The organism is Enterococcus sp. LJL51 (assembly GCF_049894025.1).
GTDB lineage: Bacteria > Bacillota > Bacilli > Lactobacillales > Enterococcaceae > Enterococcus_L.
In genome coordinates this window covers 221,352-243,712 of record NZ_JBNEQE010000003.1, presented here as the reverse complement: position 1 = coordinate 243,712, position 22,361 = coordinate 221,352, and the positions used below count along the sequence as shown (strand labels likewise).

Below are 22,361 nucleotides of genomic sequence, written 5' to 3'. Positions count from 1 at the left end.
AAGTAAATGATTGTCTATTTTGAAAATAATTCAGAGGTAATGACCTATGAAAGTTTTAATAAGGGTTATCGAGAAGATGTATTTGTAGTTATTGAAAACAAAGCTTATCAATTAAATGTTTATACAATGATTCGCTTAAAACAAGACTTTGAATTAGAAATAAAGGATTACGGCTTTTATGAAATGGTTCCTAACCTCATCTTAGTCAATGAGTGTCAGGAAGAAGACATTATTAAAACAATTAAAGAGTTGCAGGAAAGAGGCTTCTTTTCAGCACTGAAACCATTAAAATCATTTGATTTTAATGGAATGTATCAAGTGATTTAGGTGGGAAATACAGGAGCGATAAATGAAAATTAGCTATGAAATTTTTGATGTTGAAGGGTTCAAAAAACGACCTGTAATCGTTTTTGAAAATCCAGCGTATATTGGACTAGAGGATTTGCTTAATATTGATAGTTCTTTGATTTCATTGACTGATATTATGCAAAAAATTGTGAAAGTAGAAAAGAAGCAAAGTAGTTTTGAAGCAATTGGCAACGAACGAGTTCTTTTAGAAATTGAAAAAGAGTATGCTACTATTTCTGATATGTTTGAAGGTCTCATTGAAGCTGACGAATTATATCCCCCTATTTGTATAAAAACGTTGAAACTAAAAAAGATAATAGTTGAATGGGAAGAGATTCGAAAGTTGTTGGATTGGATGATTAAAAATAATTGTAATTAAACAACTATCAAAAACTATGTATTTTCAAAAGAAGCTACATAAAAAGATTAGTAAGAATAAACGTGTACTTATTGTAAGATATTCATAAAAAAATGCGAAGACAAAAGGAGTAATTAGACAATTATGAAGCGAAAGATACTTATGGCAGGTGCATTAGCAATTATAGTAAGCAGCGCCTTTAATCCTGTTCTGGTTTTTGGATCAGAGCTTGGAAATGCAAATCCGGTAGAAGAGTCTACCGAAACGACAGACAGCAGTACGGAAGAAAGTACAGATACTTCTGATACAACAGAAGAGAGTAATCCGGGAGAGACTGGGACGACAGATTCAAGTACTGAACCAAGTGTGTCGGCAGAGCCAACACCGCCGGTAGAAACACCGGCACCAGTACCGGATACACCTGCACAGCCTGCGGCACCTGCACCTGCTCAACCGGCAGCGCCTGCTCCAGTTAGTCCAGCACCAAACTATACGGGAGCTGGAGTGGATCCAATTTTGAATTTGCCGAGTCCAATCAATGTCAATCGGGATGAAACAACAGAGAGCTTTGTTCGTCGAATTGGTGAAAAGGCTAGAAGAATTGGACAGGAATTTGAGCTGTATGCTTCGGTAATGATTGCTCAAGCAATCTTGGAAACAGGTTCAGGCGGCAGTCAGCTGAGTCAGGAACCGTACTTCAACTTATTCGGTATCAAGGGAGATTATGAAGGGCAATCAGTGACGTTTCCGACTTATGAAGACGACGGATCAGGCAACTGGTATCAAATCAATTCGACCTTTAAACAATATCCAGGCTATACAGAATCCTTTGAAGATTATGCCAAGCTTCTTAAAGAAGGAACAGAGTGGAATCCAACGATTTATGAAGGCACCTGGAAGGAACATGCAGTCAGCTATCAGGAAGCCGCTAAGGCCTTAACTGGAGTTTACGCAACGGATACGCAATATGATCAAAAATTAATAGCTTTTATTGAGGAATATGAACTGACTGAATACGACAAGGCTGAGCCTTCAGCAGCTGCATCAGGAATCATTATTACGGATAATCATCCAGATAGTGATTTTAAGGATTATGCAGGTGAGAGCTATTCAGGAGCGGAGTATTATGCAGCTGGTAACTGTACGCAATATGTTTATAATCGAATCATTCAACTAGATGGTTACGTAGATGTGAATATGGGGAACGGTATGGACTGGGGTGCAACTGGTAAAGCCAGAGGCTATGAAGTATCCCATGAACCAAAAGCCGGGACTGCTCTTTGTTTCCAGCCTGGAGTAGCTGGAGCAGACAGTACCTATGGTCACGTAGCTTTTGTGGAGCATGTCTATGAGGATGGTTCAATCCTAATTTCCGAAATGAATGTAGCGGGTTTGGGAATGGTTTCCTTCCGTCTATTGGATAAAAATACAGCTGATATCATGACCTATATCACACCGAAATAGGCTGAATCGATTGAAGCAGCTTTTCAAATCTTGGGAGTAGATAGAAAAGAAAGCAAAAATAATAGGTTGACGTTGGATAAAAAGGTTGAGTGAAGTAAATAATAAGTTGTAATCTTTTGGGGCACGTCAAAGACTTCTTTGGCGTGTCTTTTTGATTAAAAGAAAGGGGTAACTGTATGTATTGGATAGTTACGAGAGAAAGTGAAAGAAAAGCAAATCAGTATGAAAAGCTGTATGACAAGTTGACGAAAAGACTTTCAAAGCATGATGAAAAAATAGGCGAAGCCAAATCAATTTTTAATACCTACAAAAGCAATGTTTCTAATTTTTCCAATAGCAAAATACCTTCTAATGATTTCGATCCAAAAAGAGAAGAGCTGACAGGTAAGCTTAGTGACTATATCGCAAAAGAGTCGGAGAAGAGAGAGAGCTTGGCGACAGCCAAAAGTAAAGCCTTAGAGCGTAAAAACTATTATATCGATAAAGTAAATACCGAAGTGGCGCAGGAGAGAGCTGCAAAGGAAGCCAAAGCTAGAAAAGAAGCGAAAGAACGAGAAGAGCGCATGAAGGAGAGGGCATAGTATGGGACTGTCGAAACTGGAAATCACAGAAGCAGAAGTAACAACAGCAATTGGTTATGCTGAAAATATGACCACCTATTTACAAGAATCGAGTCAGAAGGCAAAGACACTGCTTAGCAAAGTAAAGGGCTCCGGCTGGGAAGGAGACGCTGAAAAATCATTTACAGCCTATCTAACCCTCCTTCAGGAATATCATGCAGATTTGTACAGTGCGAGTAAAAAGCAGAAAATAGCATTGAAGGAAATCACGAAAGGGATTAGCAGCTACGGAAGCAACGCTGAAGTCGCAAAGGTGAAAAGCCTATGAGTACAATGGTTGAAGGCTTAAATACGCAAGACGTTTTCCATGTAACTGAACTCTTTTTATTAAGTGATGCGATTCAGGCGAAAGCATTGTTTGGACTGCCTGACCGTTCACTTTATGGCATGATGGATCGAAATTATTTAGACGAAGCAAAAGCAAAGATTCAGGAAAAAGGAATCTTGGATGAAGCAGGTCATCTAACGGACGGCGGCTACTTAATTATTAAATCCATTGAGGAATATGCGGCTTCCAGAAAATATGTTCAGATTAATAATCTAATGATTGCCTTTAGTGAGCTTGAAGAAGATATGTGCATTGTACTCACTGAAATTGAGCCTCAGGAATATTATATACTACGTGTGATTGACAAATATCTAGTAATGAAAGAGCTATTTGACCATTTGGCAATTGTAAAAAGAGAACCGTTGGCAGATGAAACAGAGTTTGTCTTGAAAAAGGCGCGTAATCGTGAAAGAAGAAGCTTTCTTGATAAGGACATACCAGATAATGCGCTGTCTTTAGAAGTTTATAGCATTGAGAAAAATGAGAAAAGTGCTTGGCTTTGTTTTGTAGAGGAAGACAAGCTATATAGTGTATCCGTTGAAGATGAAAGCTATTATCGGGCAAGTCAGTATTGGCTGATGAAAGAGCTGTTTGACAGCTTAGAAATTCCATATGGGGCAGGTGAGCAAAATGTCTGAAAAGATAAGCTTTGATAAAAGCGAAATTGAAGGTTTCTTTAATGAGTTATCAGAAATCGCAGCTTTGCTGGAGAAAGCAACACAGGAAGCAGTTAAAATTGGTGAGCTAAATTTTTATAAAGACGGACAGGCAGATAGTGCGGTGAAAGCATTAGCAAATGTGCCGGGAAAATATAATGCCGCAGTTGAGCATTATACTCGCCTGGGTCAACTACTGCAGATGACTTGGGTAACGATGGCAGAAGCTGATGGAACACTGGCGAAACAAATAGGACCGGTGAGACCGTAGAAAAGGGGTGAATAAATGGCAGATGTAAAGTATACTGAAAGCAGTTGGGAAAAGATGGGCACAACCATCGGTACCTTGATAGGCTCCGGTTGGGGTCGAGGTGTTACAGATGAGCTGACAGATGTCACCAAGAATCTTGAAAAGGCCGAATCTGACATCGATACCTATGATGAGGATGGAATTATCAGCTTTTCTCATACGAGCTACACATCAAAATACAGTGAGATTGCAGAAAAATTCAATGTATTAAAAACATTTACAAGTAAAGTAAATCAAGTCCTATGCGACGAAATTGATGATGAATTTTATAAGCAGATCGATGACTACGTAGAAACAATGGAAGGGCTGAATATTGACAGCTACACTACCAAAAATACGCTGGGGATTAAAGAAAAGCGTATCGTGCAGGTTTCTTCCAGTATGGCAGAAGAACAGTTATTCGAAAAAGGCAGTATCAGTCTAAACGATATTTTTAACGGCACCAATCCGGTTTCAGATATGATGTCGACAGAATGGGCCAACTATAAAGCTTCGAATCCAGACACTGAGCTGACTTATGCCGATTATAAAAGCAGTGCAATTCATTCAGGTGCGTTTGAGTATGAATCGATTCGAGACAAGCAGAACAAGAAAGAACTGATATTCAATATTGTTTCTACTGTTGTGACAGTGGCTGTCGGTTTTGTATTTCCACCAGCAGGTTTCGCCCTTGGTGCGGCATTTGGTGCCTACGAATTAGCCTGTGCAGGATTTGGTAAGGATTTTGTCAGCGGACGTGAGCTTGGTACAGGAGAACGCTGGACGAGAGGTGTGTTTGGTACAATCGGAGTTGTCGGTGGCGTGAAAGGACTGACTTCATTTAGTAAGAATGTGAATCTAGTGAAGGGTGTCTCTGATACTAAGACGCAGCATATCGTGAAGATGATGCAGAACTCTAGCCGAGGGAAGTATAAGGAAATAACAGCTATTGCTAAACAAAAGAAAGCATTTTATAAAATTGCTAAAGATTTAGAAGCTAAGTCTATAAAAATTGAAAAGAATATGGATGATTTTATTAATGATTATAGAAAATCTGAGGAGTATTTAAACTTATCAAATACTCAAAGAAAAAGGATTGAGTACAAATTCGATACCATAAAAAGTTCTAATGTTGCTACAGCTAAGGTAGATGTTCCTGATGTAAAATTAGAACTTAAAGCTCACAGCAGAATTCATTCGAAAGATTCTTTAGGTTATGTTGAAGGATTTTCAACAGCTATGAGTGAAGAACAAAGACTTTTAAAAAGTTATGTTAAAGTAGATGATTATGTGAGATATAATGATACTGAAGCAAAAATTTTAGAAGATATTGCTTCACAAATAAAAGATTCAAAAATACATGGTGAGATTACTTTATTTTCTAAAAAAAATTGTTGTCAAAGCTGTAGTAATCTTATATTAGAATTCAGAAGAAAATACCCTAATATTAAATTGAATGTTGTAACAAGTGAAATGATTAAAGAATTTTCTAAAATATAAGGAGGAAAATAAGTGGAGAATATGAATTATGAAAGAATAACAGATAATGTTTTTTTTAGCTTTGAAGAGTACATGGATGAAGCAGGTTGGACTGTCGCTCAAACAACATCAAAAACAATTGATAACTTTACGGGATTTATCAATCTAAGTCCCTTTATCACCTATTCTTATTTTGTGAGATTAGGTATTGAAAGCTTGAACAGAGGGCAAATAGCTGATTATTTACTTGAAAAGCTGAGTAATATTGATGAAGTTATCTCAAATCTTGAAAATCCAGAGCTTGATTTGCTAAAGGCAGATGTTCTAGTATACAAACAATTATTGGAGAAAAAAGAGTATGAGATTGTAGAGACCAGCCTTGATACAAAATATAGAGTAGACTACATTTTAAGTATTAAACCAGAGGACTGGTTTAATACTTAAAACAGTGAAACACCTCGGAATTTGACTTCCCTAAAAAGTTAGACCATAAGCTAACTTTCAAGAGTTAAGTCATGTTCGAGGTGTTTTTTGATGGAATAAAGGAGGTGAGAGATAGCCATAAAATATCAGGTTTTCCCAAATAATCACTTTCAAAATGTTATAATTAATAGTGTTAAATATGAACCGATTCGTGATAATCAGAACAAAGAGAACTTTTTTTATAATACTAGTCTGATATGACTGTAGCCGTAGGATTTATTTTTCTTAGGTCTGATAGTAAAATACAACAAATCTTCCGAATGATGCAGAACTCTAGTCTAGGGAACCATAAAAAATAGAGGTGGCTATTTATGAATAATAGAACAGGAAAATTGATATTTGGCAAAAGTACCATTATACCAAATATGAGTAAAATGGATTTTATTCAAGAGTTTAATGAAAACTTAGAAGAGTTTGAAATAAATGATAATGTTTTTGAAAATTCTATGCCTTTAAAAAATGGGCATATAAAATTTTGGATATGGTTCTATTTTAAAGAGAATAAGCTTATTGGATTAAATTTAGAAAATGCCGATTCGGGATTAGTAAACACATATCAAGACTGGTCAAATGATAGAAACAGAAGGAAACGAGAAAGTCATGATAAGTGGCTCATTGAACAGTTTGGAGAACCTGAAGAGGAAGAAGAAACAGTTCTTATAGTTAAAAGAGAATGGGGAGAGGCAACATCCTACATCGACATGAAAAACGGTGAAGTGAAACTATCAATTGTCTATAAATAATCTTAAAATATGAGGTGAACTGATGAACAGCGAAAATTTTTCTATACATACGAGGCAAAATGAGCGTGATAATTTAATTTATGAAGATGTTAGCTGTGTAATTAATTGTAACATTGCAGATTTCAGAGATGAGGTCTATTGGATTTTAATATTGTCAGTAAAAGATAAAAGAAATAATAATGATAGTCAATTAACTTTACCTCAACATCAAGAAGTGCTTCGTAGAATAAATTACTTAACTATCAAAAAAATGAATACTTAAATTGTTGAAACTGAAGCAGGTTTTATCGAGGAACCACCCCATAGCTTAAATAAGCCTTTGTTAGAAATGGATTGAAATACTTGTGTTGACTGAGAAAGAAAAGATAGGAGAAAAAATGGAATTATCTGTTGGAGATTATGCAGTTTTCAAAAATGAAGTGTATCAAGCAAATGATATAACTAGTAAAACCGTGACATTAGTTTCGAGGAAAAAGGAAACTGAAAAATTGGGTTTCACCAAGTATATTTTTCCTAAAGAGTTTGAAAACAGAGATATTTTACCCGATATATACGAGAAAATAGTTGATAAAAGTGAACTAACCGAATTATATAGGGCGGAATATTATGCCATCTATAAAAATCAAAAGTTTTCTGTTCGGTCTAGCTTAAATAAAGAAAACGTAGTATTAGGTTCGTCAGATGCTCAATTAGTAAATGAATTAGGTTTTAAGAGAACAGATAAGTATTTTTATGAAAAAGAAGTACCTAAAAATGAAGTGATTATTGAAGAAGTTCGAACAAACATAATCAAATAATTCATGTAAACCTCATTAAAAGGCAGGGATAATGATGGATAGAAAAAAAGCAAAAAAAATAATATCAGAAGAAAACCTAACGAATTACAATTTATTTGAAGAACATCCAGTCAAAGAAAATGAAATTGTTATATGCAAAAAGAATCAGAATTGGTGTGTTTTTTTCACAAGTGAAAGAGCAACACCGGAAGGAATCGAGGAGTTTGCCACAGAAGAGAAGGCTTTAGATAGTTTTATACAAAGGATTCGGTCTAATAAAATAGTTTTGGATTATTTTACGAAAAAAAGATCGAAAGAGTAATAGGATTCAGATAGATATCTTTTAAAATTGAGCGAACTTTGGAGAGAATCATAAAAATGAACGATAAAATTTTGGATGAAGAGTACGTAAAAAATCACGGAGTAGATTCAGATAATGGCTTGGGGGCTCAGCCGCCCTATGGAGATTATCTGACTACTTCAGAAGATGGTAGAGATTTATTTAATGGTCTTGCCTATGAAATGTTTGAGAATGGCAGAATTGCCAATTATTCTTGGTACAAAGATGGCGTAGAAGACGGTCAATTTGTTCTTTTTTATCCAGATGGAAAGGTAAAAACTATCATGAATAAGAAAAGAGGCGTTGTTCATGGAAAGATGACCAAATATTTTCCAGATGGAAAACTTGAAGAAGAAGGAGAATACGAGTTGGGAGTGGCCTTAAATTATACTTGTTATGATGAAAACGGGAAGGTTGTCGATGAAAAAATGCAACCAAGTGCTTCTGATCTTGAGTATATCAAAAAATTGAAAGAAGCATTAGAGAAATAAGAACTTGTGTCAGAGGCTCAGATTTTTTTAGACTTATTATAATTAACTTTGAGGAGTTTACATGAAATATACTAAGAAATTAATCGAAGAGATTATTTTAAAAAGTAAAGAGGAACTGGATAATTCCACAAGTAATAGTGAATTAGTTGTGAATCTAAACAAACTAGGATATCAAATTAATACTATCCAACAAAATTTTTTGATAGAATTTGAAGGTTTTACAATCGATTTCGAGTCTCTATATGATAAAAAGGATAGACGTTCTTTATCCATTCGTACGCAAAAATTTGCTAGAGAATATGACATAAATTTAGTAAGAGACTATGAAAAACATTTAGGAAAGAAATTGTTAATAGTTGGGGAAATACCTCAGGAACCGACAGATGTATTTATTGCTGAGGATGGAAGCTTTTATGGGTGTAATGATAGCTTTGTTGTAGATTATGAAGCAAACTCATTCAATGAGCTTTTATTTAAAGTTATGAATTGTGTCAGGATAACACCTGAAATACTAGAGGATGAGTAATTAATAATATGGGTAGAACAGAGAATATGAATTACGAAGAAATAAAAGGTAACGTATATTTCAATTTTGAAGAATATATTGATGAAATGAATTGGACTGTTGTTCAGGCTACTTCAAAATCAATTGATGATTACACTGGATTAATAAATTTGAATACATTTGTCATGTATGCTCATTTTATTCGAATGGGTATTGAGAGCTTGAACAGAGAACAAATAGCTGATTATTTACTTGAAAAGCTGAGTAATATTGATGAAGTTATCCCAAGTCTTGAAAATCCAGAGCTTGATTTGCTAAAGGCAGATGTTCTAGTTTACAAACAATTATTGGCGAAAAAAGAGTATAAGATTGTAGAGACCAGCCTTGATACAAAATACAGAGTAGACTACATTTTAAGTATTAAACCAGAGGATTGGTTTAATACTTAAGGTAGTGAAACACCTCGGAATTTGATCTCCCTAAAAAGTTAGACCATAAGCTAACTTTCAAGAGTTAAGTCATGTTCGGGGTGTTTTTTGCTGGCATAAAAGATGTAAGTGAATAGCTATAAAATCCTTGGATTTCCCCAAATAATTGCAGCCAAAATGTTATAATAAAATAGAATTAATATTACTGGTTGTGAATTCAGATAGGATTCAGATAAATATAAGGTGATGAGGAAATATGTCAAATGAAAATTTTAATGTAACAACGAAATACAACGAAAAGATTAACTTATTGTATGAGGACTTATCTTGTATTGCATACTGTAAGGTTGTAGATTTTCGAGATGAAGTACTTTGGGTAGACCTAAGTTATGTAGAAAGTAGATTAACTAAAAAAAACGTGAAATTAAGTTCTAAACAAAATACCGAATTATTTAAACGTATTAACTATATGACTATAAAAAAGATGAACAAACAAGTTTATGAAGAAAGCTTGGGTTTTATCGAGGAACCACCGTATGACTTAAAGTCTCCACTGTTAGAAATGGAGTAGTTGTTTATACTGATTATTAGTAGAAAAATGGCGAATAAAATTAGTATCGAAAGTTTTAGAATTAATAAAAAAAAGGAAGGCATGGGAAATAACGCATGACTGAAGAGAAAGCAAAAGAAATCATAAGAACAGAAAATCTGGCAAATTTTGTTATGTTTGAAAATAAACATATTGGTGAAAACAAGACTGTTATAACAAAAAAATCAGATATTTGGGAAGTATTTGTCACGAATGAACGTGCAGTAAAATCTGGAGTAAGAGAATATGATAACGAAAGTGATGCGTTAGAAGATTTTATCGAAAGATTAAAGATTAACAAGCAATTAGAAGAGTATTTTAATAGATAATTTTTATAGTCTTGGACGATAATAATAAGATAAGACCAGTTGCTGCTTGAGAAAATCAGAAAATAGGAGTTCTGAAAAAAATAGAAGAAGGAAAGCTTAGTAGGTATATTTTTAAAGATGATTAGGTGAATAAATGAAGAAAAACGAATTGCTAAAATATTCATCAAAAAGAGGTACAAATAGGGTTAAATTGTATGAAGACAGACTCCCTAGAGAATATGAGGTTGGGATTATTTACAATAGGGAGCTAGAGAAATGGACAGTCTATGTGTCAGGAGAAAGAGCAGCAATAACTAGTTCGAATGATTATAGTTCAGCTGAGGAGGCTGAAGGCGTGTTTTTGAAAAAAGCTGAGCTGGCTAAAAAAGTATTTGGAGAATGAATTGAAATACCTCCAATCGTTCTTTAAATATAACAATAGATTATGAAGATTGCTTGCTAACATAAAAATGAGTAATTTACCTTTTGAGTAAATAGTAATTATTTTAGCAAAACTTGTATACTTCAAGATTAATTCAAGCGTAACTGTCGTTAATACAAGGAGATGATAAAATGAGAGGCAAAGAAAGATTTACTATAGTAATTAACTCTTCTGAAAAAAGTAATCTGATTTATAAAGATTTATCGTGTGAAGTATACTGTAATGTCGCAGATTTTCGTGATAATGTTTATTGGACTATCCTATTAAAAGCTGAAAAAGACGGAGAAAAAATAGGATTAACAGTAAAACAAAAAGAAGAGGTTTATCGAAGAATCAATTATCTGTCAATGAAAAAGTCAAACAAACAAGTATATGTCGATGAACTAGGTTTTATCGAGGAACCACCATATGATTTAGAAACACTTTTATTAGAAATAGAATAGGATAAGATAGTTTTAAAATAGTCATCATTTTAGCAAAATTATGGAAGAGAAGGAATACTGTTATGCGAAATGGTTCATACGCAACCTATAATGAAAAAGAATATTTTGCTAGCCAATGGGATGAAAACCAGGTAAGGCTAGTTTCTTATGACAAACGAGATGAGGCATTAGGATTTAAAAAAAAGATTTATCCAGATAATTATTTGAATGTAGGGGAACTGCCAATCATATATATTAAAATAGTTAAATGGGAGGAATTAGAAGAATTTTATACTGTGGAATATCTCGCCGAATACCACGGAGAAAAATACTGGGTAAGGGATAGTATGAATAGGAACAATATTATTTTAGGAACGGATAGTGCTGCTATAGCAGCAAAAAATCAGTTTTTAAGAACAGATAAATATTTTTACGAAAAAGAAGTTTTGAAGAGTGAAGTGAAAATTGAGGCTGTAAAAAAGTATCTGATAAAAAAAAATTTTAATGTATAGAAAGGCTGATTAGAATGTTGGCTGAGTCATCAAAGAAAAATTTATTTGTTTGTCTTCTTCATGTTGTAATACCAATAAGTCTTGGCTTTATAGTACACTTATGGCTCAAGACACCTTTCTTCTTAACTATCACAATAATTTATGGAATTATGGTAATTTTTATGATTCCTTCCGATGTATTTTTTGGCAGTAGTTTGGAGTATCAAACGAAATCCATCAATCCTACATATAAACATACGCCGCCAGACTATGTTTGGAAAACAAAATGGCAGATAATTAATTTTATTGTTGTAGTTATTGCGTTAGTTATATGCTTGTTTTTTTATCTGAAAAGTTAAAAGAAAATTGATTCTAAAAGGCTTCAACAAATGAGAACACTACAATAGTTGTGGTGTTTTTTAATTGTCTAGACAGTTGAATTAGATTATCAGAACTCTTACAGATAAGAATAAAAGATGTTGATGGCAGAGAATAATAATAGTCAAAATGTTATAACAGATAGTGTTAATAGATTTTTATGTGAATGATAACTTAAAAATGAAAAGAAGATATATTTAAAATAATATTTTGGAAAAGGATAAATCAATCGAATATTTTATTGATTAAAAGAATTTTTAGTTGGGGTAGGAGAATGATTATGGATGAAAAAATAACATATAAGTTCATAAATGAGGGTATTCAAATTGATTTTGAGGATTAGATTGGCGAAGAGGGCTTAACAGTAGCGGGAGCAACTAGCAGGATAATTGAAGAAGATTATAGAATAATCAATCAGAGTTTGTTTATAAGGTACACTTATTTTATTCGTTTAGCAATTGAAGGTATGAACAGAGGATATTTAATAGATTTTTTATATGAGCAGCTATGTAAAGCTGAAAAGAAAATTTCTAAAATAAAACACGCAGAAATAGAAAAACTAAAAAATGATTTCAAAGAATATAAACAATTACAGAAAGAAAAGGACTATGAATGTTATAAGATAAGTGATGAGGGAAAGTCTAGATTACAGTATATCTTAAATCAATAGTGTGGAAAATGAACAAAGGAAGTATAGGAGATTTCAGGTGGAAAAAATAACATATGAGATTATCAAAGAAGATGTCCGGCTTAGCTTTGAAGAATATATTGATGAGCATGGTTATTCAGTAGATCAGGCAACTGCAAATGTAATTGAAGAGTTTTGGCGAAATGTTAATAAAAATCAATTCATACGGTATTCTTATTTTATTCGTCTAGGTATTGAGAGTTTACAAAGAAAAGAGATTGCTGATTTTTTACACAAGCGGCTTTCGAACGTAAAAGTACGAGCACTGGTTATTAGAGATAAAGAAATTAAATTGTTAAAAGAGGATATAGAGATATACAAAAGATATGAAAAGGCAAAAAATTATAAAATAATCAACGCTGGAGATAGTGAAAGAATCAATTATTTATTGAACTTAAAGCATCTGCTTTAAAACTTTAATTCGATGAAGAAAAGAAGAATAGGGGATAAAATGAAGGACTATGTAGACTTAGACTATGAAAAAATTAGGGAAGCTGTGCAGTTTGATTTTGAAGAGTATATAGATAGTGATGGAATGACAGTGCTGCAAGCAGTTCTGGAGATAATTGAAGAAGACTATAGAAGAATAAATAGGAATCCTTTTATTCAATATTCTTATTTTATTCGAATAGGTATAGAGAGCTTACAGCGAAGTGAACTTGCTGATTTTATCCATGAAAGACTACTGTTAATTAATCAGATTATCTTAGATATAGATGATAAAGAAATAGAGCGACTAAAAAATGATGTGATGGTGTATAACGAAATGTTAGAAACTGTTCCGTATAAACTAGTTGAAACCAACTACAGTGTTAAATCAAGAGTAGCTTATAATCTGAGTATTACCTCTTAATTTTTAATGGCAGATTGAAGACTGAGATTATTTCATGAGACAAATGGCTGTTGAAAAGTATTCATATGTGAACCCTATAAAAAAGGTGATGAAATGATGACTAACAAAAATTTTTCTATAATAACTACGCCAAAAGAACATGATAATCTGATGTATGAAGACGCTAGCTGTGTGATTAAATGCAATATTGCAGATTTCAGAGATGAAGTTTATTGGATATTACTATTGTCAGTAAAAGATAAGAAGACGGATGATTATTGTCAATTAACCTCATTCCAGCAAGCAGAAATACTTCGTAGAATAAATTATTGGACTTTAAAGGAATATAAGCGCCAATTATTTGAAACCGAAGCGGGCTTTATAGAAACAGCACCAGATAATTTAGAAGTTCCTTTATTAGAAATGACGTAGAATTCGTAATTAGTTGTGTAGAAGCTGGTAAATGAACGAGGAGAGAACACGTGATGAAATCAGGGAATTATGGCATCTATCATGAAAATGAATATGAAATAATTGGAGACATGGATGGAAATACGTTACTACTTACTGAGAATAAGGGAATAATCGATGATAGCTTTGAAGATACATATAATAGCGGTGTTTATACAAAGAAAATAGAGAAGAGTGAATTGAGTGAGTACTATTCAATCGAACTGATGGCGAAGTACAAAGAGTTTGAATTTTATTTGCGTCCAAATGAAAAAAATGGGAATTATGTCATTGGAACCAGCTTAGCAGATATTGCTGAGGAATACGGATTTTTAAGAACCGATAAATACTTTTATGAAAAAGAAGTTCCAAAATCAGAAGTTGAAGTTAGGAAGATAAGAAAACAGTTGCAATGATTTTTGATATGAATAAGTGAATCGTCAAATCAGGAAGGAAACACAATGATACTAAAATATATTATGTCGGTTGGTTTTAAGATGGAAAAAGATGGAGAGCAGCGAATTGCTGGCGGATTGGCTTCAGACTATTCTATTGATAATTTAAAAGGCTTGTATCTAGAGGAAAAAGAAATTATTATTCAGTCTGAGGGGCATGAATACAGATTTAAAGTAAAAAAAAGTGAAATTGCGACCTCTATAATTGAGCAGGTAAATTTAGGACTTAGTTTATATAAATCAGCTGACTTTCATAAGGTTAAGTTGGGAGATAAGGTTCATATTTCTATAGAGCATCATTAAATAGCTAAACTAGCCTTTATGGTGCTGACTTTTGTTTTAAGAAATAGCAAGGAGGATGTAATGAAATATTACAGATTAACAGACAAATTGAATTTTAATGAAGTAATCAAAGATACAAATACCTATTCTTATCGTTATTATTTTGGTTTAGAAAAGTGGGTCAAAACCGGTATTATGATTAGATACCAATGGCCCGAGGATGAACTATTTGATGAATATGAGGAAATAAGCGAAACTGCGGCATTCCAGCTTTTAAGCGAACAGCGGGAAAGGTTAAAGTTATTACACGGGCTGGCTGAACAGCTTGCAGCAAAAGCACATGCGGGGCAAGTCGATAAGGGAGGTCAGCCTTATATCAAGCACCCTCTGGCCGTAGCCAATATGGTAGGAAGTACCGAACAAAAAATTGTTGCATTGCTCCATGATAGTATTGAAGACACCTTTGTAACGGAGGCGTTTTTAAGAGAAAACGGGTTTACAGAACGAATCATTCAATCGATTGTAACTCTTACAAAAGATAAAACAATTTCTTATGAAGAGTATCTTTCTGCTGTAAAAATGGATAATAGTGCCTGGATAGTGAAAATGGCTGATTTAAAACAAAATATGGATCTCAGCCGGATTCCTCAGCCAAAAGAAGAGGATTTCAAAAGACTTGAAAAATATGAAGCAGCTTTGAGCTATTTGGAAAGCTTTTTATAAAATAAGTTTAGAGGAAGGAAAAGTGTTGTGGTGGTAGTAGTAAATAATCAGTTTTATCAATCGGGGATTCTCTGTGGCTCCTATCTTCTTGATCCAAAGGCTGTTTCTTTCAAAAATAAAAAAGATTATTTTATTTCGATTGGAGATCAAGCAAAGCTTCTAAAAATTAAAACAAAAGTAAATACAAATACATTAGAGGGTGCAATTATCCTGAAGTATTTTGATGAAGAGCTATTGTCCTTTGAAGAATGGGATTTGCTTGATCAGCTGTGGTGCTATCTAATCGATATGGTAGAAGGATATTTAAAAGAGGGACAGGCAGAAACTTATTTTCCGGATCAGCCAATTAGAATCAGCTTTAAAAAGCTACCTGGAAAGCAGCTTCTTTTTACTAAAGAAGGAAAAGAAAAAAGCAAGTGGGTATTACCGGAACAGCTTTTTTTAAGCGTTCTTTTGACCGCAGGATTCACTTTTTTTGAAGAAATCATGGCTGTTTTTCCAGTGAACTATGGCATAGAGAAAAAACAAATTGAAGTATTACTTGAAACATTCTAGCGAGTGAAGGGAAAAAATCAGACGGTCTAGATTAGCATTAATATAGCAAAATAATTAAATTAAATATTACGGATATTAAATCTATATTTTCTGATTCAGGACAAAGAGGGGCAAAAAATATGAATAATGAAGATGGTAGTATTTTGATTGGAGATATACGGATTTATCCATTTATGGAAGAGCAACATTTTATCCAGCTGTTTAAGGAGCCGTTAAGAGAAGATAATTATTCTGGTGTGAAAATGTTGAATCAGCCAGTTCTCATTTCAGGATTATTCTTTTGGTTTACTGCTGTATTTAAGGAAGATACGCTCAAAGGAATCAATTTATCTAATGCAGATAAAAATCTTCAAAATAGTTATGCTGACTGGTCAAATGAACGCAATCGGTTAAAGCGGTTGAGCCATGATACTTGGTTGGAAGAACAGCTTGGAAAACCTTATGAGAAGACTGCTACAGCCATTATATTCAAACGAAGCTGGGGTGAAGTGACTTCTTATACTGATATGAAAGGCGGCGGTGTTGAAATCAGCCTTTATTATAAATAGTTATTTGTATATGTTGTTTTTAAGAAAGCAGGAGAGGGAATGTTGTAAATATAACCCCAATATCGTTCACCTAAAAAAATAAAAACCAGAAAGACTTCGTATATTAATGACGAAGCCTTTTTTGTATGAAAAATTAAAGTAGCGAAATGATTGGAGGAAAACAGCAATGATAAAAAAACAACTAATGGTACTATTGATAATTTTAATGGGGATGGCAGGAAATGTTCCTATTGTGCATGGTATGGAAAGTGGGATAGAGAGTTCAAAGGAAATGGAAATCCCAAGTTCTAATGGGGAGAGTGGAACCGTTTATACTGATACTACGAATGAACTGATTGTAGAGCAATCTTTAAGTCCTACCAATGAATTTTCTGATGGGGTAGAGTCAGGAGTAGCAGTAGAGCCAGAAGCAATTGAGTCGTCAGTTATTGAAGAGGAGACAAAAACTACAGAAGATGAAACAGCGGGAAGCAGTATATTAAATTATGAGGAAAATCAATGGTTACCTGAGATAATTACCATTGAAAGAACGAATGAAACTGAAGTATTTATTCAAGAAATCGGCGAGCAGGCACGTAAAATAGGTCAGGAATATGGATTATACAGTTCAGTGATGATTGCACAGGCAATTTTGGAGAGCGGATCTGGGAATAGTCAGCTTAGTCAAAGCCCTTATTATAACTTGTTTGGAGTGAAGGGAGCTTACAATGGAAGCTTTGTTGCATTTCCTACCTATGAAGACGATGGCTATGGCAGTTGGTATCAGATAGAAGCTGCATTCAAACGCTATCCAGGTTATGAGGAATCTTTTCAGGATTATGCAGTACTTTTAAAAGAGGGGACTGACTGGAACCCTTTTATCTATCAGCAAGCATGGAAAGATTCTGCACTGAGCTATCAAGAAGCAGCAAAAGCGTTAACAGGAGTCTATGCGACAGACATTCTCTATGATCAAAAATTAATTGCTCTAATAGAAGCTTACGAGTTAATGAACTATGATTTACCGGAATCAGTGATAACAGATTTTGGCAGAATTGTATCAGAAGAAAGTGTGGACAGTGATTTTATACAGTATTTTGGTGAAAACTATGATGGAGCAGAATACTATGCGTTTGGTAATTGTACGCAGTATGCCTATAATCGGGTGAAACAGTTAGGAGGGCATCTGGATGTAGACATGGGAAACGGCATGGATTGGGGGCAGACTGGAGCTGTAAGAGGTTATGAAGTTTCCCCTCATCCAGCTGCTGGAACTGTGGTCAGCTTTCAACCAGGAGCTGCTGGGGCAGATGCTGTTTATGGGCACGTTGCTTTCGTAGAGCATGTCTACGAAAATGGCAGCATCTTGCTTTCTGAAATGAACGTAATCGGTTTGAATGTAGTCTCCTATCGAATAATAGATAAAGTAAATGCGGACACCCATACTTATATTGTGCCTAAAGATTTTTATCCCAATCAATTAAGTGTAGAATGAAGGCTGCTTTCAGATAGCTTCAGTCACATAAGAAATAGGTAAACTAATTTTTTCAAACTTTGCCGTTTATAGCGTATAATAAGTATGTAGTGGATTTTTAGAAAGGAAGGATTAATATTATGACTTTTGAAAAAACCAAAGAACTGGCAAACGGCAATAAAATTCCTCGGCTTGGACTAGGTGTCTGGCGAGTAGAAGATGGAAATCAAGTGATTGATTCTGTGAAGTGGGCATTAAAAGCAGGGTATCGCTTGATTGACACAGCAGCTGTTTATAAAAATGAAGAGGGTGTAGGAGAAGGGATTCGCCAATCTGGTGTTCCAAGAGAAGAAATCTTCGTTACAACCAAGCTGTGGAATGCCGATCAAGGCTATGAATCAGCACTAAAAGCATTTGATGAAAGCTTGAAAAAATTAGGTCTGGATTATGTGGATTTATATCTAATTCACTGGCCTGTGAAAGATAAATATAAGGACTCGTGGCGGGCAATGGAGGAAATCTATGCCAGTGGTCGCGCAAAAGCCATCGGTGTCTCTAACTTCCATCAGCACCATATTGAAGACTTAATGACTAGTGCGAAGGTTAAGCCGATGGTTGATCAGATTGAACTGCATCCAACCTTGACGCAAGAACCCTTGCGGGCATTTTTGAAAGAGGAAGGCATTGCTGTTGAAGCATGGTCTCCTCTGGGTCAAGGAACAATTTTAAAAAATGCTGATTTAATTGAAATTGGAGAAAAATACGGAAAAACAGCAGCGCAGGTAATTATCCGCTGGCATCTGCAAAGTGATATTATTGTGATTCCTAAATCTGTTCATGAAGACCGGATCAAAGAAAACTTTGATGTGTTTGATTTTGAATTAAGTGAAGCAGATATGAAGAAAATTGACGGATTAAACAGTAATGAACGACTAGGTGCTGATCCAGATAATTTTAACTTTTAATTAAAGAACAGCTGGCGAATCATAGCCAGCTGTTTTTCTCTATTTTACTATGTTGTGTCAGCAAAAAAAAATTGCCGACATCTTTTTGAATAGTTAAAAACAAAAAAATTAAATAACTGATTGATAAAATAAAATCGTCAAAAACAAGTGGGAATCAAAAAAAGACTTTTCCAAAAATAAAAAAACTTAAAACAAAAACAGCTGGTTTTGTTTCAAGTTTTAAGGTTTCATTCAGTTTTTTAATTCTATAAAAGCAATTAAATGTAGAACTATTTTATAGTTCATTAACGAAATAGTCGAAAAGTCCTAGTTCTTTTGGTTCTTTATGAAAAATCAATTCAGGATGCCATTGAACGCCCAGTATGCGGGAATCCGCTTGTTTTCCTTCCACACCTTCAATAATTCCGTCAGCAGCTCGGGCGGTGACAGTTAAATCAGGAGCCAATGTATGAATCGCCTGATGATGATAAGAGTTAACTTGATAATGCTCTCCTAATAAGCGGCTCAATATACTGCCTTTTTCAGTTGTAATAGAATGTGTAGGAAATTCAGGAGCCGTTGGTTCTTGGCTGTGTTTAACTTTCCAGTCTGAATACTGAGAAAGATCTTGATATAAAGTTCCGCCCAGAGCAACATTCAGCAGCTGTGTTCCTCGGCATACGGTAAAAATGGGCTTTTTCTGCTTTATTGCTTCTGAAATAAGTGCTAATTCAAATTTGTCTCTATTTTTATTTGTTTCCTCAAGCTTGGGATGTGGTTCTTCACCGTAAAATTCGGGAGAAACATCTTGACCGCCAGCTAGTAAGAGTTTATCGATTTTTTCAATATATGCGGAAGCTGATTCAGGTGTTCCGATTGGCAACACGAAGGGCAACCCGCCGGTTTGTTGAACACCAGCAACAAATCCCTGTGGGGTGTAGGATACCTGATTGCCATGAAAAACGTCAGCAGCATGAATCAGCTGGTTTCCAGCAATTCCGATTATTGGTTTTGTCATCTTATCACTCCTTTATTCTTTCTATTTCTTATTCTATCATTTTTTTCTGAAAAGGCTATTGAAGCGTCTCAATCCCAAGGACAATGAGATTTGTTTCAGAAAAAGTATAAAAGAAGACAGGCAAAAACAACCAGCATTGATTTATTTTTACTCAGCAATCAGTTATTTATTTTTTAGTCTAAAAGAAATAGAGAACCGGCTTCTATTTCTGCCGGCTCTCTATTAATCTGAACAAAATAGTGAGACAAAAGGATTTACCAGTACTAAACTGCAGCGAGGTAGCAGCAAGAATAGTTTTTTCAAAGATAAGTCGAACGTCTCGGCATTAAGTTTTTTGTCATAGACTCAAAAAATAGCTGTAATTGGCTTAATATTTCGTACGGATAACTTCAACTTTGTATCCATCTGGATCAGTAATAAAGAAGTAAGAAGGAGGTGTTCCAGGTAAACCCTTCATATCTGTTACGTTAAAGCCAGCAGCTTTTTGTTTTTCATGAAGTGCTTCAATGTCATCTGTACTGATAGCAATATGTCCATAGCCGTTTCCAAGATCATAAGCTTCGTGGTCATAGTTATACGTTAGCTCAAGTTCATAATCATCGCCTGGTAAGGTTAAGTAGACCAAAGCAAATTTATGTTCGGGGAAATCACGTCGGCGGCTTTCTTCAAAGCCAAAAGCTTCTTTATAAAATGCTAGTGAAGCATCCAAATCCTTCACACGAACACAGGTATGTGCCATTTTCATTGATAAATCATCCTTTCTATATAAAACGAATAAATAGGTAGTCCTTCTCTTCAATACTAGCATAGACCACTAAAAATGATAAGTTTTTGCTTGTTCATTAGAAATTTCTCATGTAAAATTAAAGGGATTAAAAGGAGTTGTTTCTATGAAAATTCCCACTTTTGGAGAAAAATTAAATCAGCGGGAGTATAAAACAAGATTAGGGGCTTATATTATTGTCACTAGAAATGAAGAAAAAGAAATGGTGCTGATTCAGGCGCCGAACGGGGCTTATTTCCTTCCTGGGGGAGAGATAGAGGAAGGGGAAACAAAAGAACAGGCGATTGATCGAGAGATGCTTGAAGAGTTAGGGATTAAAGTTGAAATCGAAAAGTACTTAGGTCAGGCGGATGAGTATTTCCATTCCCGCCATCGTAGTACAGATTATTATAATCCGGGGTATTTTTATGTAGCAGCTCAATGGCAGCAGCTGAGTGAACCACTGGAAAAATGCAATACGATTCGCTGGGTTTCTATTACAGAAGGCACGGAGCTTTTAAAACGCGGAAGCCACAAATGGGCAGTAAAAGAGTGGCAAAAGCAAAACCAAGAATAAGATTCAAGCAAAATAGCTGAGCGTATGTCTGAATTCTAGTCAAATAGACAGGAGTTCGTGCATACGCCTTTTTAATTGGTTATGAATATAGGACAACAATCAATTTCCAGACGCTTTACATGTCTAAATCCCAATAAAAGGTCCTTCTTCAGAAATAAGCCGTACTATACGAAAATGCTACATTTTCAATATAATACGGCTTATTGCTTGAAGCAAAACACTTTTGGCCCAAACTCACAAAGACCAGCTGTGTTCGTAAGGTTTTCTAAAAGTAAAGAAGGACTTATAGAATGAAAATTTTTTAGGAAATCCTACTTTTTCTTAATCCAAGTATTTAAATAAAATTTCTGCAACACCATCTTCGTCATTAGAGGCCGTTTCAACTTGAGCCGCCGCTTTAACGGAGTCAGTTGCATTACCCATGGCCACACCAATACCAGCAGCTTCAATCATGGAAAGATCATTTTCATTATCTCCAATCGCCATAGTTTCTTCGATAGGAATATTCAAATGAGCAGCTAATTTTTTCAATGCGTTCCCTTTGCTGGCTTCTTTATTTAAAATTTCGTAGTAGAATTCAGTGCTTTTCACAGTTGTGTATTTTTCTTTAAAGCATTCAGGAATTTTACTGATTGCTTCATCAAGTATTTCAGGTTCATCAATCATCATCATCTTTATAGCTTTGATTTCCGGTGTGATTTCTTCAACTGAACGGTAGCGTAGAGGCATATCGACTAGATAAGCTTCATGTACCGTGTATTTTCCAATATCACGGTTAAAGGTATAGATGGACTGCTCATCGCTCATATGAAGATGAACATTGAGTTTTCTCGCCATAAGCTCAATCTCAAGAAAATCTTCGTAGGGAAGAGAATATTCCGAGATTACTTCTTTTGATTTTGTCGCTTGTACCAGAGAGCCATTATACGTAATGACATAATCATTTTCTTTGTAAAGATCCAGCTCCTGTAAAAAATTTTCCACTCCAGGAATTGGGCGGCCCGTACATAATACAATGTAAACACCCTGATCGTTGGCTTTTTTTATTGCTTCTTTTACACGAGGAGTAATCTCGCGATTAGAGTTCAATAGTGTCCCGTCAATGTCAATTGCTACAAGTTTAATAGTCATAGTG

At 34.7% G+C, this 22,361-nt stretch carries 35 protein-coding genes; 32 read left to right on the top strand and 3 right to left on the bottom strand.

All coding sequences use genetic code 11. The features are described 5' to 3' along the window. Positions 1–6: 6 nt before the first annotated feature. The 31 genes from ACPWSO_RS05250 to ACPWSO_RS05100 all read left to right on the top strand — a co-directional run bounded on the left by ACPWSO_RS05250 (position 7) and on the right by ACPWSO_RS05100 (position 18,889). Positions 7–327, top strand: coding sequence for a hypothetical protein (locus tag ACPWSO_RS05250; protein ID WP_426081777.1), 321 nt, complete (start codon positions 7–9; stop codon positions 325–327). 22 nt (positions 328–349) lie between these two features. After that, positions 350–727 (top strand): hypothetical protein, encoded by a 378-nt coding sequence (locus tag ACPWSO_RS05245; protein ID WP_426081776.1) that lies wholly within the window; start codon positions 350–352, stop codon positions 725–727. 123 nt (positions 728–850) lie between these two features. Next, the gene (locus ACPWSO_RS05240; RefSeq protein ID WP_426081775.1) at positions 851–2,170 is read left to right on the top strand and encodes a glucosaminidase domain-containing protein; all 1,320 of its coding nucleotides are present in this window, start codon (positions 851–853) and stop codon (positions 2,168–2,170) included. 176 nt (positions 2,171–2,346) lie between these two features. Beyond that, on the top strand, positions 2,347–2,751 hold the full coding sequence (locus ACPWSO_RS05235) for a hypothetical protein (RefSeq protein ID WP_426081774.1): 405 nt from the start codon (positions 2,347–2,349) through the stop codon (positions 2,749–2,751). 1 nt (position 2,752) lies between these two features. Then, positions 2,753–3,058: a WXG100 family type VII secretion target gene (locus ACPWSO_RS05230; RefSeq protein WP_426081773.1), complete on the top strand. Its 306-nt coding sequence runs from the start codon at positions 2,753–2,755 to the stop codon at positions 3,056–3,058. Further along, positions 3,055–3,756, top strand: a complete 702-nt coding sequence (locus tag ACPWSO_RS05225; RefSeq protein ID WP_426081772.1) for a DUF5081 family protein — start codon at positions 3,055–3,057, stop codon at positions 3,754–3,756. Before ACPWSO_RS05230 ends, ACPWSO_RS05225 begins: the two co-directional genes overlap by 4 nt. Beyond that, entirely contained in the window at positions 3,749–4,045 is a 297-nt protein-coding gene (locus ACPWSO_RS05220; RefSeq protein WP_426081771.1) for a hypothetical protein, read from the top strand. Before ACPWSO_RS05225 ends, ACPWSO_RS05220 begins: the two co-directional genes overlap by 8 nt. A 15-nt stretch (positions 4,046–4,060) precedes the next feature. Continuing rightward, on the top strand, positions 4,061–5,563 hold the full coding sequence (locus ACPWSO_RS05215; protein ID WP_426081770.1) for a deaminase domain-containing protein: 1,503 nt from the start codon (positions 4,061–4,063) through the stop codon (positions 5,561–5,563). A gap of 12 nt (positions 5,564–5,575) precedes the next feature. Next, positions 5,576–5,986, top strand: coding sequence for a hypothetical protein (locus ACPWSO_RS05210; RefSeq protein WP_426081769.1), 411 nt, complete (start codon positions 5,576–5,578; stop codon positions 5,984–5,986). A 350-nt stretch (positions 5,987–6,336) separates the two neighbouring features. Beyond that, the gene (locus ACPWSO_RS05205) at positions 6,337–6,768 is read left to right on the top strand and encodes a hypothetical protein (RefSeq protein WP_426081768.1); all 432 of its coding nucleotides are present in this window, start codon (positions 6,337–6,339) and stop codon (positions 6,766–6,768) included. A 22-nt stretch (positions 6,769–6,790) separates the two neighbouring features. After that, positions 6,791–7,030 carry a hypothetical protein gene (locus ACPWSO_RS05200; protein WP_426081767.1) on the top strand — a complete coding sequence of 80 codons (240 nt, stop codon included), beginning with the start codon at positions 6,791–6,793 and terminating at the stop codon, positions 7,028–7,030. 82 nt (positions 7,031–7,112) lie between these two features. Further along, positions 7,113–7,565 carry a hypothetical protein gene (locus tag ACPWSO_RS05195; protein WP_426081766.1) on the top strand — a complete coding sequence of 151 codons (453 nt, stop codon included), beginning with the start codon at positions 7,113–7,115 and terminating at the stop codon, positions 7,563–7,565. 34 nt (positions 7,566–7,599) lie between these two features. After that, positions 7,600–7,866, top strand: a complete 267-nt coding sequence (locus tag ACPWSO_RS05190; protein WP_426081765.1) for an Imm59 family immunity protein — start codon at positions 7,600–7,602, stop codon at positions 7,864–7,866. Between the two features lie 56 nt (positions 7,867–7,922). Continuing rightward, positions 7,923–8,375, top strand: coding sequence for a toxin-antitoxin system YwqK family antitoxin (locus ACPWSO_RS05185; protein WP_426081764.1), 453 nt, complete (start codon positions 7,923–7,925; stop codon positions 8,373–8,375). A gap of 61 nt (positions 8,376–8,436) precedes the next feature. Continuing rightward, entirely contained in the window at positions 8,437–8,901 is a 465-nt protein-coding gene (locus tag ACPWSO_RS05180) for an SUKH-3 domain-containing protein (RefSeq protein WP_426081763.1), read from the top strand. 8 nt (positions 8,902–8,909) lie between these two features. Beyond that, positions 8,910–9,329: a hypothetical protein gene (locus tag ACPWSO_RS05175; protein ID WP_426081762.1), complete on the top strand. Its 420-nt coding sequence runs from the start codon at positions 8,910–8,912 to the stop codon at positions 9,327–9,329. 235 nt (positions 9,330–9,564) lie between these two features. Continuing rightward, positions 9,565–9,879 carry a hypothetical protein gene (locus ACPWSO_RS05170; RefSeq protein ID WP_426081761.1) on the top strand — a complete coding sequence of 105 codons (315 nt, stop codon included), beginning with the start codon at positions 9,565–9,567 and terminating at the stop codon, positions 9,877–9,879. 95 nt (positions 9,880–9,974) lie between these two features. Beyond that, the gene (locus ACPWSO_RS05165; RefSeq protein ID WP_426081760.1) at positions 9,975–10,226 is read left to right on the top strand and encodes an Imm59 family immunity protein; all 252 of its coding nucleotides are present in this window, start codon (positions 9,975–9,977) and stop codon (positions 10,224–10,226) included. A 133-nt stretch (positions 10,227–10,359) separates the two neighbouring features. Next, positions 10,360–10,608: an Imm59 family immunity protein gene (locus ACPWSO_RS05160; protein WP_426081759.1), complete on the top strand. Its 249-nt coding sequence runs from the start codon at positions 10,360–10,362 to the stop codon at positions 10,606–10,608. Between the two features lie 170 nt (positions 10,609–10,778). Further along, the gene (locus ACPWSO_RS05155; RefSeq protein ID WP_426081758.1) at positions 10,779–11,090 is read left to right on the top strand and encodes a hypothetical protein; all 312 of its coding nucleotides are present in this window, start codon (positions 10,779–10,781) and stop codon (positions 11,088–11,090) included. 62 nt (positions 11,091–11,152) lie between these two features. Then, positions 11,153–11,581 (top strand): hypothetical protein, encoded by a 429-nt coding sequence (locus ACPWSO_RS05150; protein WP_426081757.1) that lies wholly within the window; start codon positions 11,153–11,155, stop codon positions 11,579–11,581. A gap of 1,064 nt (positions 11,582–12,645) precedes the next feature. Then, positions 12,646–13,038, top strand: coding sequence for a hypothetical protein (locus ACPWSO_RS05145; protein ID WP_426081756.1), 393 nt, complete (start codon positions 12,646–12,648; stop codon positions 13,036–13,038). Positions 13,039–13,077: 39 nt separating this feature from the next. Continuing rightward, positions 13,078–13,479: a hypothetical protein gene (locus tag ACPWSO_RS05140; RefSeq protein ID WP_426081755.1), complete on the top strand. Its 402-nt coding sequence runs from the start codon at positions 13,078–13,080 to the stop codon at positions 13,477–13,479. A 93-nt stretch (positions 13,480–13,572) separates the two neighbouring features. Then, on the top strand, positions 13,573–13,890 hold the full coding sequence (locus ACPWSO_RS05135) for a hypothetical protein (RefSeq protein WP_426081753.1): 318 nt from the start codon (positions 13,573–13,575) through the stop codon (positions 13,888–13,890). Between the two features lie 53 nt (positions 13,891–13,943). Further along, entirely contained in the window at positions 13,944–14,324 is a 381-nt protein-coding gene (locus ACPWSO_RS05130) for a hypothetical protein (protein WP_426081752.1), read from the top strand. Between the two features lie 45 nt (positions 14,325–14,369). Beyond that, positions 14,370–14,666, top strand: coding sequence for a hypothetical protein (locus tag ACPWSO_RS05125; protein ID WP_426081751.1), 297 nt, complete (start codon positions 14,370–14,372; stop codon positions 14,664–14,666). 60 nt (positions 14,667–14,726) lie between these two features. After that, positions 14,727–15,368, top strand: coding sequence for an HD domain-containing protein (locus tag ACPWSO_RS05120; RefSeq protein ID WP_426081750.1), 642 nt, complete (start codon positions 14,727–14,729; stop codon positions 15,366–15,368). A gap of 27 nt (positions 15,369–15,395) precedes the next feature. Further along, entirely contained in the window at positions 15,396–15,923 is a 528-nt protein-coding gene (locus ACPWSO_RS05115) for a hypothetical protein (RefSeq protein WP_426081748.1), read from the top strand. A gap of 119 nt (positions 15,924–16,042) precedes the next feature. Continuing rightward, positions 16,043–16,471 (top strand): hypothetical protein, encoded by a 429-nt coding sequence (locus tag ACPWSO_RS05110; RefSeq protein WP_426081747.1) that lies wholly within the window; start codon positions 16,043–16,045, stop codon positions 16,469–16,471. A 166-nt stretch (positions 16,472–16,637) separates the two neighbouring features. Next, positions 16,638–17,945 (top strand): glucosaminidase domain-containing protein, encoded by a 1,308-nt coding sequence (locus ACPWSO_RS05105; RefSeq protein ID WP_426081746.1) that lies wholly within the window; start codon positions 16,638–16,640, stop codon positions 17,943–17,945. A 119-nt stretch (positions 17,946–18,064) separates the two neighbouring features. Further along, on the top strand, positions 18,065–18,889 hold the full coding sequence (locus ACPWSO_RS05100) for an aldo/keto reductase (RefSeq protein WP_426081744.1): 825 nt from the start codon (positions 18,065–18,067) through the stop codon (positions 18,887–18,889). 274 nt (positions 18,890–19,163) lie between these two features. On the opposite strand, the gene ACPWSO_RS05095 is transcribed toward ACPWSO_RS05100, so the two are convergent. Together ACPWSO_RS05095 and ACPWSO_RS05090 are read right to left on the bottom strand one after the other, a co-directional pair. Next, positions 19,164–19,886 (bottom strand): gamma-glutamyl-gamma-aminobutyrate hydrolase family protein, encoded by a 723-nt coding sequence (locus ACPWSO_RS05095; RefSeq protein WP_426081743.1) that lies wholly within the window; start codon positions 19,884–19,886, stop codon positions 19,164–19,166. A gap of 367 nt (positions 19,887–20,253) precedes the next feature. Further along, the gene (locus tag ACPWSO_RS05090; RefSeq protein WP_426081742.1) at positions 20,254–20,631 is read right to left on the bottom strand and encodes a VOC family protein; all 378 of its coding nucleotides are present in this window, start codon (positions 20,629–20,631) and stop codon (positions 20,254–20,256) included. A 145-nt stretch (positions 20,632–20,776) separates the two neighbouring features. On the opposite strand from ACPWSO_RS05090, the gene ACPWSO_RS05085 reads away from it, so the two are divergent. Continuing rightward, on the top strand, positions 20,777–21,226 hold the full coding sequence (locus ACPWSO_RS05085) for an NUDIX hydrolase (protein ID WP_426081741.1): 450 nt from the start codon (positions 20,777–20,779) through the stop codon (positions 21,224–21,226). A gap of 321 nt (positions 21,227–21,547) precedes the next feature. Here the strand turns inward: ACPWSO_RS05085 and yidA are convergent, their stop codons facing one another. After that, the gene (gene yidA / locus ACPWSO_RS05080; RefSeq protein ID WP_426081740.1) at positions 21,548–22,357 is read right to left on the bottom strand and encodes a sugar-phosphatase; all 810 of its coding nucleotides are present in this window, start codon (positions 22,355–22,357) and stop codon (positions 21,548–21,550) included. Positions 22,358–22,361 lie beyond the last annotated feature (4 nt).

Excerpts from the sequence above, each read along its gene's own strand:
- ACPWSO_RS05175 (WP_426081762.1), top strand. The coding sequence starts at position 8,910 with ATGGGTAGAACAGAGAATATGAATTACGAAGAAATAAAAGGTAACGTA.
- ACPWSO_RS05150 (WP_426081757.1), top strand. The coding sequence starts at position 11,153 with ATGCGAAATGGTTCATACGCAACCTATAATGAAAAAGAATATTTTGCT.
- ACPWSO_RS05200 (WP_426081767.1), top strand. The coding sequence starts at position 6,791 with ATGAACAGCGAAAATTTTTCTATACATACGAGGCAAAATGAGCGTGAT.
- ACPWSO_RS05230 (WP_426081773.1), top strand. The coding sequence starts at position 2,753 with ATGGGACTGTCGAAACTGGAAATCACAGAAGCAGAAGTAACAACAGCA.
- yidA (WP_426081740.1), bottom strand. The coding sequence starts at position 22,357 with ATGACTATTAAACTTGTAGCAATTGACATTGACGGGACACTATTGAAC.
- ACPWSO_RS05135 (WP_426081753.1), top strand. The coding sequence starts at position 13,573 with ATGATGACTAACAAAAATTTTTCTATAATAACTACGCCAAAAGAACAT.
- ACPWSO_RS05120 (WP_426081750.1), top strand. The coding sequence starts at position 14,727 with ATGAAATATTACAGATTAACAGACAAATTGAATTTTAATGAAGTAATC.
- ACPWSO_RS05125 (WP_426081751.1), top strand. The coding sequence starts at position 14,370 with ATGATACTAAAATATATTATGTCGGTTGGTTTTAAGATGGAAAAAGAT.
- ACPWSO_RS05155 (WP_426081758.1), top strand. The coding sequence starts at position 10,779 with ATGAGAGGCAAAGAAAGATTTACTATAGTAATTAACTCTTCTGAAAAA.
- ACPWSO_RS05110 (WP_426081747.1), top strand. The coding sequence starts at position 16,043 with ATGAATAATGAAGATGGTAGTATTTTGATTGGAGATATACGGATTTAT.
- ACPWSO_RS05235 (WP_426081774.1), top strand. The coding sequence starts at position 2,347 with ATGTATTGGATAGTTACGAGAGAAAGTGAAAGAAAAGCAAATCAGTAT.
- ACPWSO_RS05185 (WP_426081764.1), top strand. The coding sequence starts at position 7,923 with ATGAACGATAAAATTTTGGATGAAGAGTACGTAAAAAATCACGGAGTA.
- ACPWSO_RS05130 (WP_426081752.1), top strand. The coding sequence starts at position 13,944 with ATGAAATCAGGGAATTATGGCATCTATCATGAAAATGAATATGAAATA.
- ACPWSO_RS05140 (WP_426081755.1), top strand. The coding sequence starts at position 13,078 with ATGAAGGACTATGTAGACTTAGACTATGAAAAAATTAGGGAAGCTGTG.
- ACPWSO_RS05225 (WP_426081772.1), top strand. The coding sequence starts at position 3,055 with ATGAGTACAATGGTTGAAGGCTTAAATACGCAAGACGTTTTCCATGTA.
- ACPWSO_RS05180 (WP_426081763.1), top strand. The coding sequence starts at position 8,437 with ATGAAATATACTAAGAAATTAATCGAAGAGATTATTTTAAAAAGTAAA.
- ACPWSO_RS05085 (WP_426081741.1), top strand. The coding sequence starts at position 20,777 with ATGAAAATTCCCACTTTTGGAGAAAAATTAAATCAGCGGGAGTATAAA.
- ACPWSO_RS05250 (WP_426081777.1), top strand. The coding sequence starts at position 7 with ATGATTGTCTATTTTGAAAATAATTCAGAGGTAATGACCTATGAAAGT.
- ACPWSO_RS05190 (WP_426081765.1), top strand. The coding sequence starts at position 7,600 with ATGGATAGAAAAAAAGCAAAAAAAATAATATCAGAAGAAAACCTAACG.
- ACPWSO_RS05165 (WP_426081760.1), top strand. The coding sequence starts at position 9,975 with ATGACTGAAGAGAAAGCAAAAGAAATCATAAGAACAGAAAATCTGGCA.
- ACPWSO_RS05090 (WP_426081742.1), bottom strand. The coding sequence starts at position 20,631 with ATGAAAATGGCACATACCTGTGTTCGTGTGAAGGATTTGGATGCTTCA.
- ACPWSO_RS05105 (WP_426081746.1), top strand. The coding sequence starts at position 16,638 with ATGATAAAAAAACAACTAATGGTACTATTGATAATTTTAATGGGGATG.
- ACPWSO_RS05095 (WP_426081743.1), bottom strand. The coding sequence starts at position 19,886 with ATGACAAAACCAATAATCGGAATTGCTGGAAACCAGCTGATTCATGCT.
- ACPWSO_RS05205 (WP_426081768.1), top strand. The coding sequence starts at position 6,337 with ATGAATAATAGAACAGGAAAATTGATATTTGGCAAAAGTACCATTATA.
- ACPWSO_RS05100 (WP_426081744.1), top strand. The coding sequence starts at position 18,065 with ATGACTTTTGAAAAAACCAAAGAACTGGCAAACGGCAATAAAATTCCT.
- ACPWSO_RS05245 (WP_426081776.1), top strand. The coding sequence starts at position 350 with ATGAAAATTAGCTATGAAATTTTTGATGTTGAAGGGTTCAAAAAACGA.
- ACPWSO_RS05220 (WP_426081771.1), top strand. The coding sequence starts at position 3,749 with ATGTCTGAAAAGATAAGCTTTGATAAAAGCGAAATTGAAGGTTTCTTT.
- ACPWSO_RS05170 (WP_426081761.1), top strand. The coding sequence starts at position 9,565 with ATGTCAAATGAAAATTTTAATGTAACAACGAAATACAACGAAAAGATT.
- ACPWSO_RS05240 (WP_426081775.1), top strand. The coding sequence starts at position 851 with ATGAAGCGAAAGATACTTATGGCAGGTGCATTAGCAATTATAGTAAGC.
- ACPWSO_RS05160 (WP_426081759.1), top strand. The coding sequence starts at position 10,360 with ATGAAGAAAAACGAATTGCTAAAATATTCATCAAAAAGAGGTACAAAT.
- ACPWSO_RS05215 (WP_426081770.1), top strand. The coding sequence starts at position 4,061 with ATGGCAGATGTAAAGTATACTGAAAGCAGTTGGGAAAAGATGGGCACA.